The 13,351-nt window shown below is 72.7% G+C and carries 11 protein-coding genes and 1 pseudogene; 7 read left to right on the forward strand and 5 right to left on the reverse strand.

Annotated features, from left to right (window positions below):
- Positions 1-121 precede the first annotated feature (121 nt).
- Positions 122-643, reverse strand: a complete 522-nt coding sequence (locus tag ACEXOX_RS22920) for a TetR family transcriptional regulator (protein WP_406526437.1) — start codon at positions 641-643, stop codon at positions 122-124.
- Positions 644-835: 192 nt separating this feature from the next.
- Between ACEXOX_RS22920 and ACEXOX_RS22925 the strand changes: the two genes are divergently transcribed.
- Positions 836-2,515: an FAD-dependent monooxygenase gene (locus ACEXOX_RS22925; RefSeq protein WP_406522899.1), complete on the forward strand. Its 1,680-nt coding sequence runs from the start codon at positions 836-838 to the stop codon at positions 2,513-2,515.
- Positions 2,516-3,193: 678 nt separating this feature from the next.
- Here the strand turns inward: ACEXOX_RS22925 and ACEXOX_RS22930 are convergent.
- Entirely contained in the window at positions 3,194-3,922 is a 729-nt protein-coding gene (locus ACEXOX_RS22930; protein WP_406522901.1) for an AAA family ATPase, read from the reverse strand.
- Positions 3,923-4,038: 116 nt separating this feature from the next.
- On the opposite strand from ACEXOX_RS22930, the gene ACEXOX_RS22935 reads away from it, so the two are divergent.
- The 4 genes from ACEXOX_RS22935 (at position 4,039) to ACEXOX_RS22950 (ending at position 6,683) form a co-directional block, all read left to right on the forward strand.
- Positions 4,039-4,374 (forward strand): YnfA family protein, encoded by a 336-nt coding sequence (locus ACEXOX_RS22935; RefSeq protein WP_030024760.1) that lies wholly within the window; start codon positions 4,039-4,041, stop codon positions 4,372-4,374.
- A 61-nt stretch (positions 4,375-4,435) separates the two neighbouring features.
- A complete protein-coding gene (locus tag ACEXOX_RS22940) occupies positions 4,436-5,224 on the forward strand; it encodes an SDR family NAD(P)-dependent oxidoreductase (protein ID WP_406522903.1) in 789 nt (262 codons plus the stop codon).
- A 645-nt stretch (positions 5,225-5,869) separates the two neighbouring features.
- Positions 5,870-6,250 (forward strand): RNHCP domain-containing protein, encoded by a 381-nt coding sequence (locus ACEXOX_RS22945; RefSeq protein ID WP_406526438.1) that lies wholly within the window; start codon positions 5,870-5,872, stop codon positions 6,248-6,250.
- A 16-nt stretch (positions 6,251-6,266) separates the two neighbouring features.
- Positions 6,267-6,683 carry an RNHCP domain-containing protein gene (locus tag ACEXOX_RS22950; RefSeq protein ID WP_406522905.1) on the forward strand — a complete coding sequence of 139 codons (417 nt, stop codon included), beginning with the start codon at positions 6,267-6,269 and terminating at the stop codon, positions 6,681-6,683.
- Positions 6,684-6,779: 96 nt separating this feature from the next.
- Here ACEXOX_RS22950 and ACEXOX_RS22955 read toward each other — a convergent pair whose 3' ends face one another.
- Positions 6,780-7,973 carry an RtcB family protein gene (locus tag ACEXOX_RS22955; protein WP_406522907.1) on the reverse strand — a complete coding sequence of 398 codons (1,194 nt, stop codon included), beginning with the start codon at positions 7,971-7,973 and terminating at the stop codon, positions 6,780-6,782.
- Positions 7,974-8,134: 161 nt separating this feature from the next.
- On the opposite strand from ACEXOX_RS22955, the gene ACEXOX_RS22960 reads away from it, so the two are divergent.
- Both ACEXOX_RS22960 and ACEXOX_RS22965 read left to right on the forward strand, forming a co-directional pair.
- On the forward strand, positions 8,135-9,082 hold the full coding sequence (locus tag ACEXOX_RS22960; protein WP_406522909.1) for a hypothetical protein: 948 nt from the start codon (positions 8,135-8,137) through the stop codon (positions 9,080-9,082).
- 200 nt (positions 9,083-9,282) lie between these two features.
- Positions 9,283-10,005, forward strand: coding sequence for a DUF3558 family protein (locus ACEXOX_RS22965; RefSeq protein WP_406522911.1), 723 nt, complete (start codon positions 9,283-9,285; stop codon positions 10,003-10,005).
- Positions 10,006-10,114: 109 nt separating this feature from the next.
- Here the strand turns inward: ACEXOX_RS22965 and ACEXOX_RS22970 are convergent.
- Together ACEXOX_RS22970 and ACEXOX_RS22975 are read right to left on the reverse strand one after the other, a co-directional pair.
- A pseudogene (locus ACEXOX_RS22970) lies at positions 10,115-12,461 on the reverse strand (glycoside hydrolase family 65 protein).
- On the reverse strand, positions 12,458-13,294 hold the full coding sequence (locus tag ACEXOX_RS22975) for an HAD family hydrolase (RefSeq protein ID WP_406522912.1): 837 nt from the start codon (positions 13,292-13,294) through the stop codon (positions 12,458-12,460). Before ACEXOX_RS22975 ends, ACEXOX_RS22970 begins: the two are co-directional and overlap by 4 nt.
- Between the last annotated feature and the right edge of the window lie 57 nt (positions 13,295-13,351).

Here is a 13,351-nt window from a genome sequence, read left to right on the forward strand (position 1 = left end):
TGGTACGGGCACCACCGTAGAACGGCGGTGCCGCGGCGTCCGGGGATCACCGAAGTCGGGCGCGTTCGGGACGGACCGGGGCAGGCGCCCGGCCGAAATTACACCAGGGCACGCTCCGGTTCTACGGGTGCTCGGCGGTCAGGTAGTGCTGGATGGTGGGCCCCAGCCAGCTGACGACCTCCTCGCGGTCGAGGTCGACGGCGGGCGGCAGCAGCAGGACGTACCGCAGCATGCCCATGCCCACGAGCTGGGAGCCGACCAGCGCCGCGCGGGACGCGTCCTCCTCCGGGACCGCGCACACCGCCGCGAGCGACGGTCTGATCTGTTCGACGAAGACGCCGCGCAGCCGATCGGCGCCCGCTTCGTTGGTGACGGCGACGCGCACCATCGCGGTCAGCGCCTCGTCGCGCTCCCAGCGGTCGAGGAAGTGCCGCACGAGGGTGGTGCCGAGCTCCTCGCGCGGTACGGACGTCAGGTCGGGCAGCTTCAGGTCGATCTCGGAGGCCGCCGCGAACAGGCCCGCCTTGTTGCCGTAGTAGCGCATGACCATCGACGGGTCGATGCCCGCGTCCCGGGCGACGGCCCGGATGGTGGCGCGTTCGTAGCCGTCGGCGGCGAAGCGCTCCCGGGCGGCTTCGAGGATCGCGGCACGGGTGGCGTCGGAGCGGCGGGGGCGGTCCGGTGCGGCGTCCGGTACGAGGGGGAGGAGGTGGTCTCAGCCATGCCAACGACTGTAGGCCAACAACTGTTGACCGGCCAGCATGCCGGCTCTATCGTTGCCAACAAGCGTTGACCAACAATCGTTGGCAAACACTCGTTGGCATTGGAGGCGGCCATGCACCGCGATCCCGGCACCACCGACGACCCGAACCCCACGCCCCTCACGGACACCACGCACACCGGCGGGACCGCCGACGTCCTCGTGGTCGGCGCCGGCCCCACCGGACTGCTGCTCGCCGGGGACCTCGCCGTCGCCGGCCTGCGCGTCACCCTGCTGGAGCGCCGCGCCCCCGGCCTCAGCAACCTGACCCGGGCGATGGCCGTGCACGCCCGCAGCCTCGAACAGCTCGACGCGCGCGGCCTCGCCGACGAACTGCTGGCGCACGGCCACGCGCTGCGGAGCATGCGGCTCTTCGGCGGCGTCGTCCTGAAGCCGGCCCGGCTGCCCTCCCGCTTCCCGTTCGTGCTGATCACCCCGCAGTACGAGGTCGAGCGGCTGCTGGAGCGGCGCGCGCAGAAGGCCGGCGTCACCTTCCGGTACGGGGCCCGGGTGACCGGCCTGGACCAGGACGGCCACGGCGTGCAGGCCCGCGTACAGGAGGAGGACGGGACCACCACGGTCTACCGCGCGTCCTACCTGGTCGGCACGGACGGCGTGCGCAGCACCGTCCGGGAGGCACTCGGCCTGCCCTTCCCCGGCCGGTCCGTGGTCAGCTCCGTCGTCCTCGCCGACGTACGGCTCGACGAGCAGCCCGACCTCCCGATGGTCGGCAACGCCACCGGCGACGCCATCGCGGTCGTCGCCAACTTCGGCGACGGCTGGTACCGCGTCGTCGGCTGGGACCGCCGCCGCCAGATCCCCGAGGACACCCCCGTCGGCCCCGACGAGGTCCGCGGCTACCTGCGACTCGCCCTCGGCACCGACTACGGGATGGGCGAGGTCCGCTGGACCTCCCGCTTCCACAGCGACGAGCGCCAGGTGCCCCGTTACCGCGTCGGCCGCGCCTTCCTCGCGGGCGACGCCGCGCACGTCCACTCCCCGGCCGGCGGCCAGGGCATGAACACCGGGCTCCAGGACGCCGCCAACCTCGGCTGGAAGCTGGCCGCCGTACTGCGCGGTGACGCGCCCGACAGCCTGCTGGACAGTTACCACGCGGAGCGCCACCCGGTGGGGAAGATGGTGCTGCGCAGCAGCGGCACGCTCATCCGGGCGGCCCAGCTGCGCAGCGCGCCGGCGCGGGCGCTGCGCGCGTCGCTCGCCGGGCTGCTGAACGTGGCGCCGCCCCTGACGGACCGGGCACTGGGGCAGATCAGCGGGGTGGGCATCTCCTACCGGGCCGAGCGCGGCGCCCACCCGCTCACCGGCAAGCGGGCCCCCGACCTGCGGCTGGCGGGCGGCACCCGGCTCTACGAGGCCCTGCGCGGCGGCCGGTTCGTCCTCGTCGTGCCGCGGGACGAGGAACTGCCGGGGACCGAGGGACTGCCGAGGGCCGAGGCACCGGCGGACGCCGGGGTGCCGGACGCCGGGTCGCCGGTTGCCGGGTCGCCTCTCGACGGGACCGTCGAGCCGCACGACGGGACCGCTGCGGAGGGCGGTTCCGCCGCCGGCCCCCGTCTCGTACGGGCCGCCTGGGCCGGTGACCGGCGTACCGCGCTGCTCGTGCGCCCCGACGGCTACATCGCCTGGGCCACCGACTCCGCCGACCCGGACGTACGCGCCGAGGCCCTGCGCGGCGCGCTCGGCCGCTGGACCGGCTCGGGCCGGGCCGCGGTACGCGCCACGGCCCTGGCCTGACCAGCACGCCACCGCCAGCAACCGGTGCGGCTCGCGCGGACCCGGTGCGGCTCGCGCGGACCCGGTGCGGCTCGCGCGGACCCGGTGCGGCTCGCGCGGACCCGGTGCGGCTCGCGCGGACCCGTCCCCCGGCCATGAACGGGGGACGGGCCCGCGCCGCCCGGTACGCCCGGCCGTCCCCGGGCCGGGCGGACGGACGCTCGCCGGGCCTGGCGGCCGGACCGGATCCCGCAGCTGCCCGGTGCCCGCCGCCCGCCACCGAAGTCCGTACGGTCGCGCGCGCTGGAAGGTGAGGCCGGTCCCCGAAGAAGCGGAGCGGGCCGGGCGCGCCGGTGCGCACCCGGATGCACCGCCCGGAACCCGGGGAGGTCACCCGTTGTCGTCCGATCAACGGCAAGCCGCGTCTTCCCGCTCTGTCCGCCGCCCGCCGATCAGCGTCGTACCCCCCGGTAGTAGGGGAATCTAGGGACGCCTCTGCCGCCTGACAAGGGGCCCGGCCAGGGCATGTGACGCCCTGTACGGTTTTTGGCCAGTGGTTCGCCGTTCACGCAGCGGCGACCGCCGGCGCGGCCCCCTCGCCCGTCAATCCCCGCTTCCGGACAACGCTCCCGGGCCTCCCTTCCGGCCCTCCCTTCCGGCCCTCCCTTGCGGACCACGCTCCCGTACATAGCTCCCGGCTCAGTCGATGATGTGCCGCAGATACGCCCGCGGGTCGGTGAGATAGCGCCGCCAGTGGTCGACGAGGGCCAGCTCGTCCCACTCCACCGACCGCATGCCGTGCTCACCGACCTCGACTATCTCCGCGCCGGGCAGGGCCGTGAGCAGCGGGGAGTGCGTGGCGCAGACGACCTGGGCACCACCGCGGCGCAACTCGTGCAGCACCCCCAGCAGTTCCAAACAGGAGGAGAACGACAGCGCGGCCTCCGGCTCGTCCAGCACATACAGCCCCGGCTGCCGGAACTTCTCCCGGAACGCCATCAGGAACCCTTCGCCGTGACTCATCTCCTCCGGTGCCTCCGACAGCCGCTCACGGCCGAGCGCGTCCCACGCCGTCTCGGCCCGCAGGAAGAAGCCGCGCCGGCGCGTGCGCGGCCCGCGGACCATCCGGCGGCCCGCCGTCGTCGCGTCGAAGCGCATGGCCGTGCCCAGTACGGACGGCACGCGTGAACTGGCGTACTTGTAACCGGCCGAGCCGCCGTACGAGTCGAGTCCGAAGCCCTCCGCCAGGGCCTCGGCCAGGGTGGACTTGCCGGAGCCGTTCTCCCCCACGAGGAAGGTGACCGGCGCGCTGAACTTCAGCCCGTCCGCGACGAACCGGCGCACGCACGGCACCGTCCAGGGCCAGCTGTCCCCGGTCTCCGCCCGCTCCTCCTCGGAGAGATCCACGTACGCGCGTTCGATGAGCATGTCCCGAAGCTCTCACACACCACTGACAATCGCCTCGCGCGCCGACCGCCCGGACACCTCCGCAACGCCCCACCCGCCACACCCACCCCGCTCCCCCGTCTCCTTACGCTGGCCCCATGCTCATCGCCCGCTCCGTCGCCCTCTTCGTCCTCGCCGCCCTCTTCGAAATCGGCGGCGCCTGGCTCGTCTGGCAGGGCGTGCGCGAACACCGCGGCTGGATCTGGATCGGCGCGGGCGTCCTCGCCCTCGGCGTGTACGGCTTCGTCGCCACCCTCCAGCCGGACGCCGACTTCGGCCGCATCCTCGCCGCGTACGGCGGTGTCTTCGTCGCGGGCTCGCTGGCCTGGGGCATGGTCGCCGACGGCTACCGCCCGGACCGCTGGGACGTGGCCGGCGCCCTGATCTGCCTGGCCGGCATGGCCGTGATCATGTACGCGCCCAGGGGCCGCTGACCCGCGCATATCCTGCGTAGGCACCACGACCGACGCCCGCAGCGCCCGAGGAGCCCGCCGCATGACCGCCGTACCCGACGCGCCCGCAGACCGTCCCCGTACCCGTACCGCCGTCGTCACCGGAGCCAGCAGCGGCATCGGCGCCGCGACCGCCCGCCGGCTGGCCGCCGAGGGCTACCGCGTCGTCCTCGCCGCCCGCCGCAAGGACCGCGTCGAGGCGCTGGCCGCCGAACTGCCCGACGCCGAGGCCCACCAGCTCGACGTCACCGACCGCACCGCGGTGGACGCCTTCGCCGCCCGCCTGCGGGAGCAGCACGCCTCGGTGGACGTCCTGGTCAACAACGCCGGCGGGGCCCTGGGCGCCGACCCCGTCGCCACCGGCGACCCGGCCGACTGGCGCACCATGTACGAGGTCAACGTCCTCGGCGTCCTCAACGTCACCCAGGCCCTGCTGCCCGCCCTGACCGCCTCCGGGGACGGCACCGTCGTGGTCGTCTCCTCGACCGCCGGGCACGGCACCTACGAGGGCGGCGGCGGTTACGTCGCCGCCAAGCACGGCGCGCACGTCATCGCCGAGACCCTCCGGCTGGAGCTGTGCGGCGAGCCCGTCCGCGTCATCGAGATCGCCCCCGGCATGGTCAAGACCGACGAGTTCGCCACCACCCGCTTCCGCGGTGACACCGCCAAGGCCGCCAAGGTCTACGCGGGCGTGGCCGAGCCCCTGACCGCCGACGACGTCGCCGACACCATCGGCTGGGCCGTCACCCGCCCGGCCCACGTCAACGTCGACCTCCTCGTCGTACGCCCCCGCGCCCAGGCCTCCAACTCCAAGGTGCACCGCGCCTCCTGAGGCCCGCAGCGTCTCCGGGGCCCCGCCTCCTGAGATCTCGCAGCGGCCCGGGGGCCCGCCTCCCGAGACCCCGCCGCGGCCCCGAAGGCCCCGCGACACCCCCGCCGCGCCCTGGCCCCGCCCCCGACCGGGTGGCTGGGCCCAGGGCGCGGCGGGCCGGCCGCTCTTCCGGCAGGCCGTCGCCGCCCAGCTGGACGCCCCCTTCGCGTACGCCGGTGACCAGCTCGCCGCCGCCCACGACATCGCCGCCGCCGGCTCCTGGTTCCCGCTCCTGCCCGCTCGTCGTCGCCGAGGTCCGGCTCCGGCGCCGCACCCGGAAAACCGTTGGCGCCGCGGCCGCCCCCGCCCGTACCGTTTCCTGAGCCGACGCACCAGCGCGTCGTCGCACGCGCACGTTCTCGCGCGTGCCCCCTCTCTCGGGCCTCGCCCTGGAAAGCAGTGTCTATGCCCCGGCCGGCGCTGAGCGCGCCTCACCACCGCGCGGACGAACCCCGCCGCTGACCTTCACCGTCCGACGGCCGCCGTCCGCCGTGCCGGCCCGGCCGCACCCGCCTTCGCGCGGTGCGCCCACGCCCGTACCACCGAGGCCGCTCGGCCTGCTCCCGCTGCCCTTCTCACGCTTTTCCGGCAAGGAGTACCCGAGTGCTGTCCAACAGCCCCAAGAGCCCGAACCGTCCGAACCCGCTGCCGCGCACCGACACCTTCACCTGCGTCCGGTGCGGGCTGACCGTCACCACCCTCGACCCCGGCGGCGACCGCCGCAACCACTGCCCCAGTTGCCTGCACTCCCAGCACGTACGGGACGCGGCCGAGGGCGGCCCTTCCACCTGCCGGGGCCGGATGTCTCCCATCGCCATCGCGGTGCTGCGCACCGACGACTGGATGCTCGTCCACCGGTGCACCCGCTGCGACGAGCTGACGTCCAACCCGGTCTCCCCGGACGACAACCAGCTGATCCTGATGCGGATCGCGGTCCGGCCGCTGGCCCAGCCGCCGTTCCCGCTCGAAGCGTTCGGCGACCTGTGAGCGGGGAGTGACGACCGTGCCACGACGCCGTACACCCAAGCAGCAGCGCCGCGCCCAACGGCCCAAGGACGTCCTCCACGGGCCGGGCGGCGCCGGCGGCGACACCTTCCGCTGTGTCGGATGCCGCCTGGAGGTCCCGCTGGCCGCACCGGGCACCACCCACCGCAACCACTGCCCGCACTGCCTGGCCAGCCGCCACGTGGACCGCAGGATCCCGGGCGACCGGGACGCGGACTGCGGCGGCCGGATGCGGGCGCTGTGCCTGTCCGCCCGGCAGGACGGGGAGTGGCTGCTGGTCCACCAGTGCCTGGCCTGCGGTGAGCTGAGCACCAACCGCACCGCGGGCGACGACAACGCCCTGGCCCTGATACGCCTGGCCGTCCGGCCGCTGGCCGACACCAGGATGCCCGTACGGGCGCTGATCTCCCTGTGAGCGGCCAGGACGCCTGAATCCAGGCAGCCTGAAAAGCGAGGGCCCCGGACCGGCGGAAATGCCGGCCCGGGGCCCTCGCCCGGTGAGGAAGCGCCCTCACCCCTTCACACACACCACCTGCTTGAGCTTGGCCACGACCTCCACCAGGTCCCGCTGCTGGTCGATGACCTTCTCGATCGGCTTGTACGCGCCCGGGATCTCGTCCACGACGCCGGCGTCCTTGCGGCACTCCACGCCCCGCGTCTGCTCCTCCAGGTCCTGCGTCGAGAAACGCTTCTTTGCCGCGTTGCGGCTCATCTTCCGGCCCGCGCCGTGCGAGGCGGAGTTGAAGGACGCCGGGTTGCCGAGGCCCTTGACGATGTACGAGCCGGTGCCCATCGAGCCGGGGATGATGCCGTAGTCACCGCTCCCGGCGCGGATCGCGCCCTTGCGCGTCACGAGCAGGTCCAGGCCGTCGTACCGCTCCTCCGCCACGTAGTTGTGGTGGCAGGAGATCACCGGCTCGAACACCGGCTCGGCCTTCTTGAACTCCTTGCGGACGACGTCCTGGAAGAGCGCCATCATGATCGCCCGGTTGTGCCGGGCGTACTCCTGCGCCCAGAAGAGGTCGTTGCGGTACGCCGCCATCTGCGGGGTGTCCGCGACGAAGACGGCGAGGTCGCGGTCGACCAGCCCCTGGTTGTGCGGCAGCTTCTGCGCCTGGCCGATGTGGAAGTCGGCCAGCTCCTTGCCGATGTTGCGGGAGCCGGAGTGCAGCATCAGCCACACCGTGCCGGTCTCGTCCAGGCAGAACTCGATGAAGTGGTTGCCGCCGCCGAGCGACCCCATCTGCTTGACGGCGCGCTCCTCACGGAACCGGACCGCTTCCGCCACCCCGCCGAAACGGCGCCAGAAGTCGTCCCAGCCGCTGGTCGCCAGGCCGTGCAGCCGCCCCGGGTCCACCGGCTCGTCATGCATGGCCCGCCCGACCGGGATGGCCTCCTCGATCTTGGAGCGGAGGCGGGAGAGGTCGCCGGGGAGATCGTTGGCGGTGAGCGAGGTCTTCACGGCGCTCATCCCGCAGCCGATGTCGACACCGACGGCCGCCGGGCAGACCGCCCCGTGCATGGCGATCACCGACCCGACCGTCGCCCCCTTGCCGTAATGCACGTCCGGCATCACGGCCAGGCCCTTGATCCATGGCAGGGTGGCCACGTTGCGCAGCTGCTGCATGGCCACGCCCTCGACCGTGGACGGGTCCGCCCACATCCGGATCGGAACCTTGGCTCCGGGCACTTCGGTGTACGACATAACTTCCTCATTCCCCCGAAAATCAACAAATAGCAAAAGCCGGACAAGCGGCCTGATCAAGGACAGGGGACCGGCGTATGCGGCAGAACGTGCGGTAGACATTGTGTCCATCCGCCGTATGGCCGCGGCAACCAGATTTCCTACGGAAGGAGCCGGGAACGGTGCAGCGAAGGTCGTTCGTACCGGGGACCGCGCTGGCGACCGTGGCGGCGCTGGCCGCCACGCTCACCGCCTGCACCGACGGCTCCGGATCCGGCGTCGGTTCCGCCGACACCAAGGGCGGCGGCGCGGCCGCCACGTCGGCGTCCGCCGAGCCCGGCAAGTACAAGACGCTCCCCGAACCCTGCGGCCTGCCCTCCAAGGGCACCCTGCGCCGGCTGCTGCCGCCCGGCGGCACGGAGAGCCCGCAGGACGCCGACAAGGTCTACGCGGGCACCGCCGACATCACGTACGACACGGACCGCAGGGTCGGCTGCCGCTGGAAGCGCGAGGCGCCCGACGGCACCCGCCACCTCACCCTGGACTTCGAGCGGGTCGTCTCCTACGACCCCGCGGTCAGCGACGACGACAAGGCGCAGACGGTCTACGGGAAGAAGGAACTGGCCGCCCAGCTGCCGGCCGGCGGGAAGAGCGCCACGCCCACGCCCACCGCCCCCTCCGACAAGGACGGCAAGGACCAGCAGGGCGACCAGAGCGGCCAGAGCGGCAAGCCCGACGGCGGCCAGGACGGCGATCCCGGCGGCGCCCAGGAGGCCGGCAAGACCGCCGCGGGCGGCAAGGCGTCCCCCGCCCCCACGTCACCCCCCGCCTCGCCCCCCACCACCCCGCCCGCCTCGCCGAGCGGCGACCCGAGCGGCGCGCCCGGCTCCGACATCGCCCCGCGCATCCTGGACGGCCTCGCCGACGCCGCCTTCCTCAACGACAAGCTGATCACCGCGGACAGCGGCGTGCACCGTGACGTCACGATCGTCTTCCGCTCCTCGAACGTCATCGTGACCCTCGCCTACGACCAGTGGTCGGCCGACAAGACGACGCTGCCCGACAGCCGGGACCTCCAGGAGAAGGCACAGGCGCTGGCCCAGGAGCTGGCCGACCGCTTCAACGAATAGTCCGCTTTGTCCGGCGAGTAACGTCACGAATCGCCCTCCGGCCGCCCTCCGCCGCGTACCGTGTGCCCCCGAGCCCCGCGCGCGGCAGCGTCGCCGCGCGCTCCGAAGGACGTACCGCGTACGGACCGCACCCGGCCCGTGCACGGCACCCGACGGCGTCCAGTGCGACGCGCCGAACGACGACGAACAGCGAAGGAACCATGCACCGTTCAGCCAAGCGACTCGCCAGCCTCCTCGCCTGCGCAGCCGTACCGGTGATGCTCGTCGCCGGCTGCTCCTCCGACGACGACTCCGGCAAGAAGGACTCGGGCGGCGGCGCATCGAAGACCGCCGCCCCCAGCAAGAGCGGCAGCTCCTCCCCCAGCGTCACGCCCGCCAAGCTCAAGAAGCTGCCCAACCCCTGCGAGGCCGTGTCCAAGGACACCGTCAAGAAGCTCGTCCCCAAGACCAAGAACGAGAACGGCGAGCAGGGCAAGTCCTCCGACGCCATGGCCCGCGGCTACTGCGCCTGGAACAGCTCCGACGCCCAGGGCGTGGACGGCACCCAGTACCGCTGGCTGGACGTCGGCTTCCAGCGCTACGACTCCGACCCGACCCTGGGCACCGGCGAGAAGCGCGCCACCGACTTCTACAAGAAGCAGGTCGACACCGCCAAGGGCACCCAGGGCGCCAAGAACACCAAGACCGGCGCGGTCGACGGCAACGGCGACGAGTCCACCTGGATCACCTACGACCTGAAGAAGGACGGCTCCGACTTCAAGAACCAGACGGTGATCGCCCGCACCGCGAACGTCGTGGTCACCGTCAACTACAACGGCGCGGGCCTGGCCGGCGCCGACGCCCCCGACCCGAGCGACCTCCTCAAGGCCGCCGAAACCGCCGCCAAGGAAGCGGTCGCGGCGGTCGGCAAGGCCAACCAGTAGCCGTCTCCGGCCCCTTCCCGGCCCTGGCCCGGTCCGATGGTCCGACCAGTCCGCCGAGGGCGGGAAGGGGCCGCAACGGCTCACGCCCGAGCCGTACCGCCCTGCCTGCTCAGTGCCTCCGCAACGGCCGCCTCCCCGGCGGCTGGGTCGGTTCCGGGCGGGCCGCCAGTTCGGGGATGTCCCGTTCCTGGGGGCTCTTGTCGGAGACGGTGAGCGGTTCGCCGTAATGCTGTATTTCCAGTGGTGCCCCCTCGACCATGCTGTACGTCACCGACTTGGCGGTGATCTCGATGCGCAGCCGCCGTCCCAGCACCTGTACCGAGAACGCCAGCCGGCTGAGTTTTTCGGGGAGGCGTGGGGCGAAGGTCAGGCCCTGGGGCGTGTGGCGCATGCCGCCGAAGCCGGCGACGAGGGCGATCCAGGTGCCGGCCAGTGAGGCGGTGTGCAGGCCGTCGCGGGTGTTGTTCTCCAGGTCCTGGAGGTCCATCAGGGCCGCTTCGCCCAAGTAGTCGTAGGCCAGGCGCAGATGGCCCACCTCGGCGGCCACGACGGCCTGGACGCAGGCGGAGAGGGAGGAGTCGCGTACGGTCAGCGGCTCGTAGTAGGCGAAGTCGCGGGCCTTGTGCTCGTCGTCGAAGCAGTCGCCGCGCTTGTACAGGGCGAGGACCAGGTCGGCCTGTTTGACGACCTGCTTGCGGTACAGGTCGAAGTACGGGAAATGCAGCATCAGCGGGTACTGGTCGGTGCGGGTGCCGGAGAAGTCCCAGGTCTGGTGGGTGGTGAAGCCCGCCGACTGTTCGTGCACCCGCAGGCCGCGGTTGTACGGTACGGCCACCGCCTCGGCGGCGTCCCGCCAGGCCGCGCTCTCCTCGTCGTCGACGCCGAGCGCCTCGGCCTCGCGCGGGTGGCGTTCGGCCACGTCGGCGGCGGCGCGCAGGTTCGCCTGGGCCATGAGGTTGGTGTAGACGTTGTCGTCGGCGACCGCGCTGTACTCGTCGGGGCCGGTGACGCCGTCGATGTGGAACGTGCCGTGGTGGTCGTGGTGGCCCAGCGAGTGCCACAGCCGGGCGGTCTCCACCAGGATCGGTACGGCCGTCTCCCGCTCGAACTCCTCGTCACCGGTGGCGCACACGTAGCGGACGACCGCGTCGGCGATGTCGGCGTTGACGTGGAAGGCCGCGGTGCCGGCCGGCCAGTACGCCGAGCACTCCGATCCCTCGATGGTCCGCCAGGGGAACGCCGCGCCGCGGAGGCCGAGTTGGGTCGCGCGCTCGCGGGCCGCGCCCATCGTGTTCCGCCGCCAGCGCAGCGCCTCGGAGACGGCGCCGGGCGAGGTGTACGTCAGCATCGGCAGGACGAACGTCTCGCTGTCCCAGAACGTGTGGCCGTCGTACCCCGAGCCGGTCAGGCCCTTGGCGGGGATGGCGCGCTGCTCGGCCCGCGCGCCCGCCTGGAGCACGTGGAAGAGGGCGAAGCGGACGGCCTGCTGGATCTCCGCGTCGCCGTCGACCTCGACGTCCGCGCGGTCCCAGAAGTCGTCCAGGTAGGTGCGCTGCTGATCGGTCAAACCCTGCCAGCCGATGCTGCGGGCCCCGGCGAGCGCCGCGTCCACCTGGTCGCGTACGGCGGGCAGTGAACGGGCGCCGGACCAGCCGTACGCCACCGTCTTCTCCAGACGCAGCCGCTGGCCCTGCTCCAGGAGCGAGGTGACGGTGAAGCGGGCGGTGTCGTCGCCGCTCTCGCTGTCGGTGCGGGTCTTCCTCCGGGCCGTCGACGATGTGGTCGGCGGCGGCCGCCACCCGCAGTCCGCTGCTCCGCGTGCAGTGGATCAGCCGCAGGCGCGCGTCGGAGGCGAAGTGTTCCTCCGCCTCCAGCGGGTTGTGCAGCGCCGAGGAGACCCGGGGGTCGCCGCCGGACTCGGGCAGCTGCTCGTTGGTGACGAGTTCGGACTGCAGGACGACCCGCACCTCGGAGTCCAACGGCTCGACCTCGTAGGCGACGGCGGCGATGGCCCGCTGGGTGAAGGAGACCAGCCGGGTGGAGGTCACCCGCACGGTGCAGCCGGCCGGCGAGGTCCACTCGCAGGTACGGCGCAGCACGCCGGCCCGCAGGTCCAGCACGCGTTCGTGGCTGCGCAGCCGCCCGTAGCGCAGGTCGAACGGTTCGTCGTTGACGAGCAGCCGGATCAGCTTGCCGTTGGTGACGTTGATGACGGTCTGTCCGGACTCGGGGTAGCCGTAGCCGGCCTCGGCGTACGGGAGCGGGCGCAGTTCGTGGACGCCGTTGAGGTAGCTGCCGGGCAGCCCGTGCGGCTCGCCCTCGTCCAGGTTGCCGCGCCAGCCGATGTGCCCGTTGGACAGCGCGAAGACCGACTCGCTCTGCGGCAGCACGTCCAGGTTGAGGTCGGTCTCGCGCAGCAGCCAGGGGTCGCAGGCGTACGAGGAGTGGGTGATCATGCCTGGCCGTCCTCCTTCGAGTGGCCGGGGTTCGCGTGGCCGGGGTTCGCGTGGCCGGGCGCGGACGGTTCGGGCGTCGGCTGACCGGGTTTCAGCAGCTCGGCGAGGTCCTTGACGACGATGTCGGCGCCGTGCCGCCGCAGCGCCTCGGTCTGGCCGACCCGGTCGACGCCGACGACGTACCCGAAGTGGCCGGCCCGCCCGGCGTCCATCCCGGCCAGGGCGTCCTCGTAGACGGCCGCCTGTGTGGCGGGGACGCCCAGCTCCTTGGCGGCCTCCAGGAAGGTGTCGGGGTGCGGTTTGCCCGGCAGCTTCCGCTCGGCGGCCACGTTCCCGTCGATCCGTACGTCGAAGAGGCCCGCCATGTCCACGGACTCCAGCACCTCACGGCAGTTGGCGCTGGAGGAGACGACGGCGGTGGCCAGACCCTGCTCGCGTACGGCGTGCACATAGCGGCGGGAGCCTTCGTACGCCTCGGCGCCCTGCTCGCGGAGTTTCTTCAGCAGCAGATTGTTCTTGCGGTTGCCCAGCCCGTGCACGGTCTCCCGGTCGGGCGGGTCGTCAGGGCCGCCCTCCGGCAGCTCGATGCCGCGCGAGGCGAGGAAGGTACGGACGCCGTCGGCGCGTGGGCGGCCGTCCACGTACTCGTCGTAGTCGGAGACGGGATCGAAGGGGGTGTATCCGGGGCCGTCCCGGTGACGCAGGAAGTCGTCGAACGTGTCCTTCCAGGCGGCCGTGTGCACGACGGCCGTCTTGGTCAGGACGCCGTCGAGATCGAACAGGCAGGCCCGGACACGGTCCGGCAGGCCGAGTGAAGTGAGCGAATCCGTCATGGGACACGAGTCCCCGCCCGGTGTTCGACGTATGTCTGTTCCGGGCATTTCCCGCCC

Origin of the sequence: Streptomyces sp. Ac-502 (genome assembly GCF_045222935.1) — a bacterium.
GTDB lineage: Bacteria > Actinomycetota > Actinomycetes > Streptomycetales > Streptomycetaceae > Streptomyces > Streptomyces monomycini.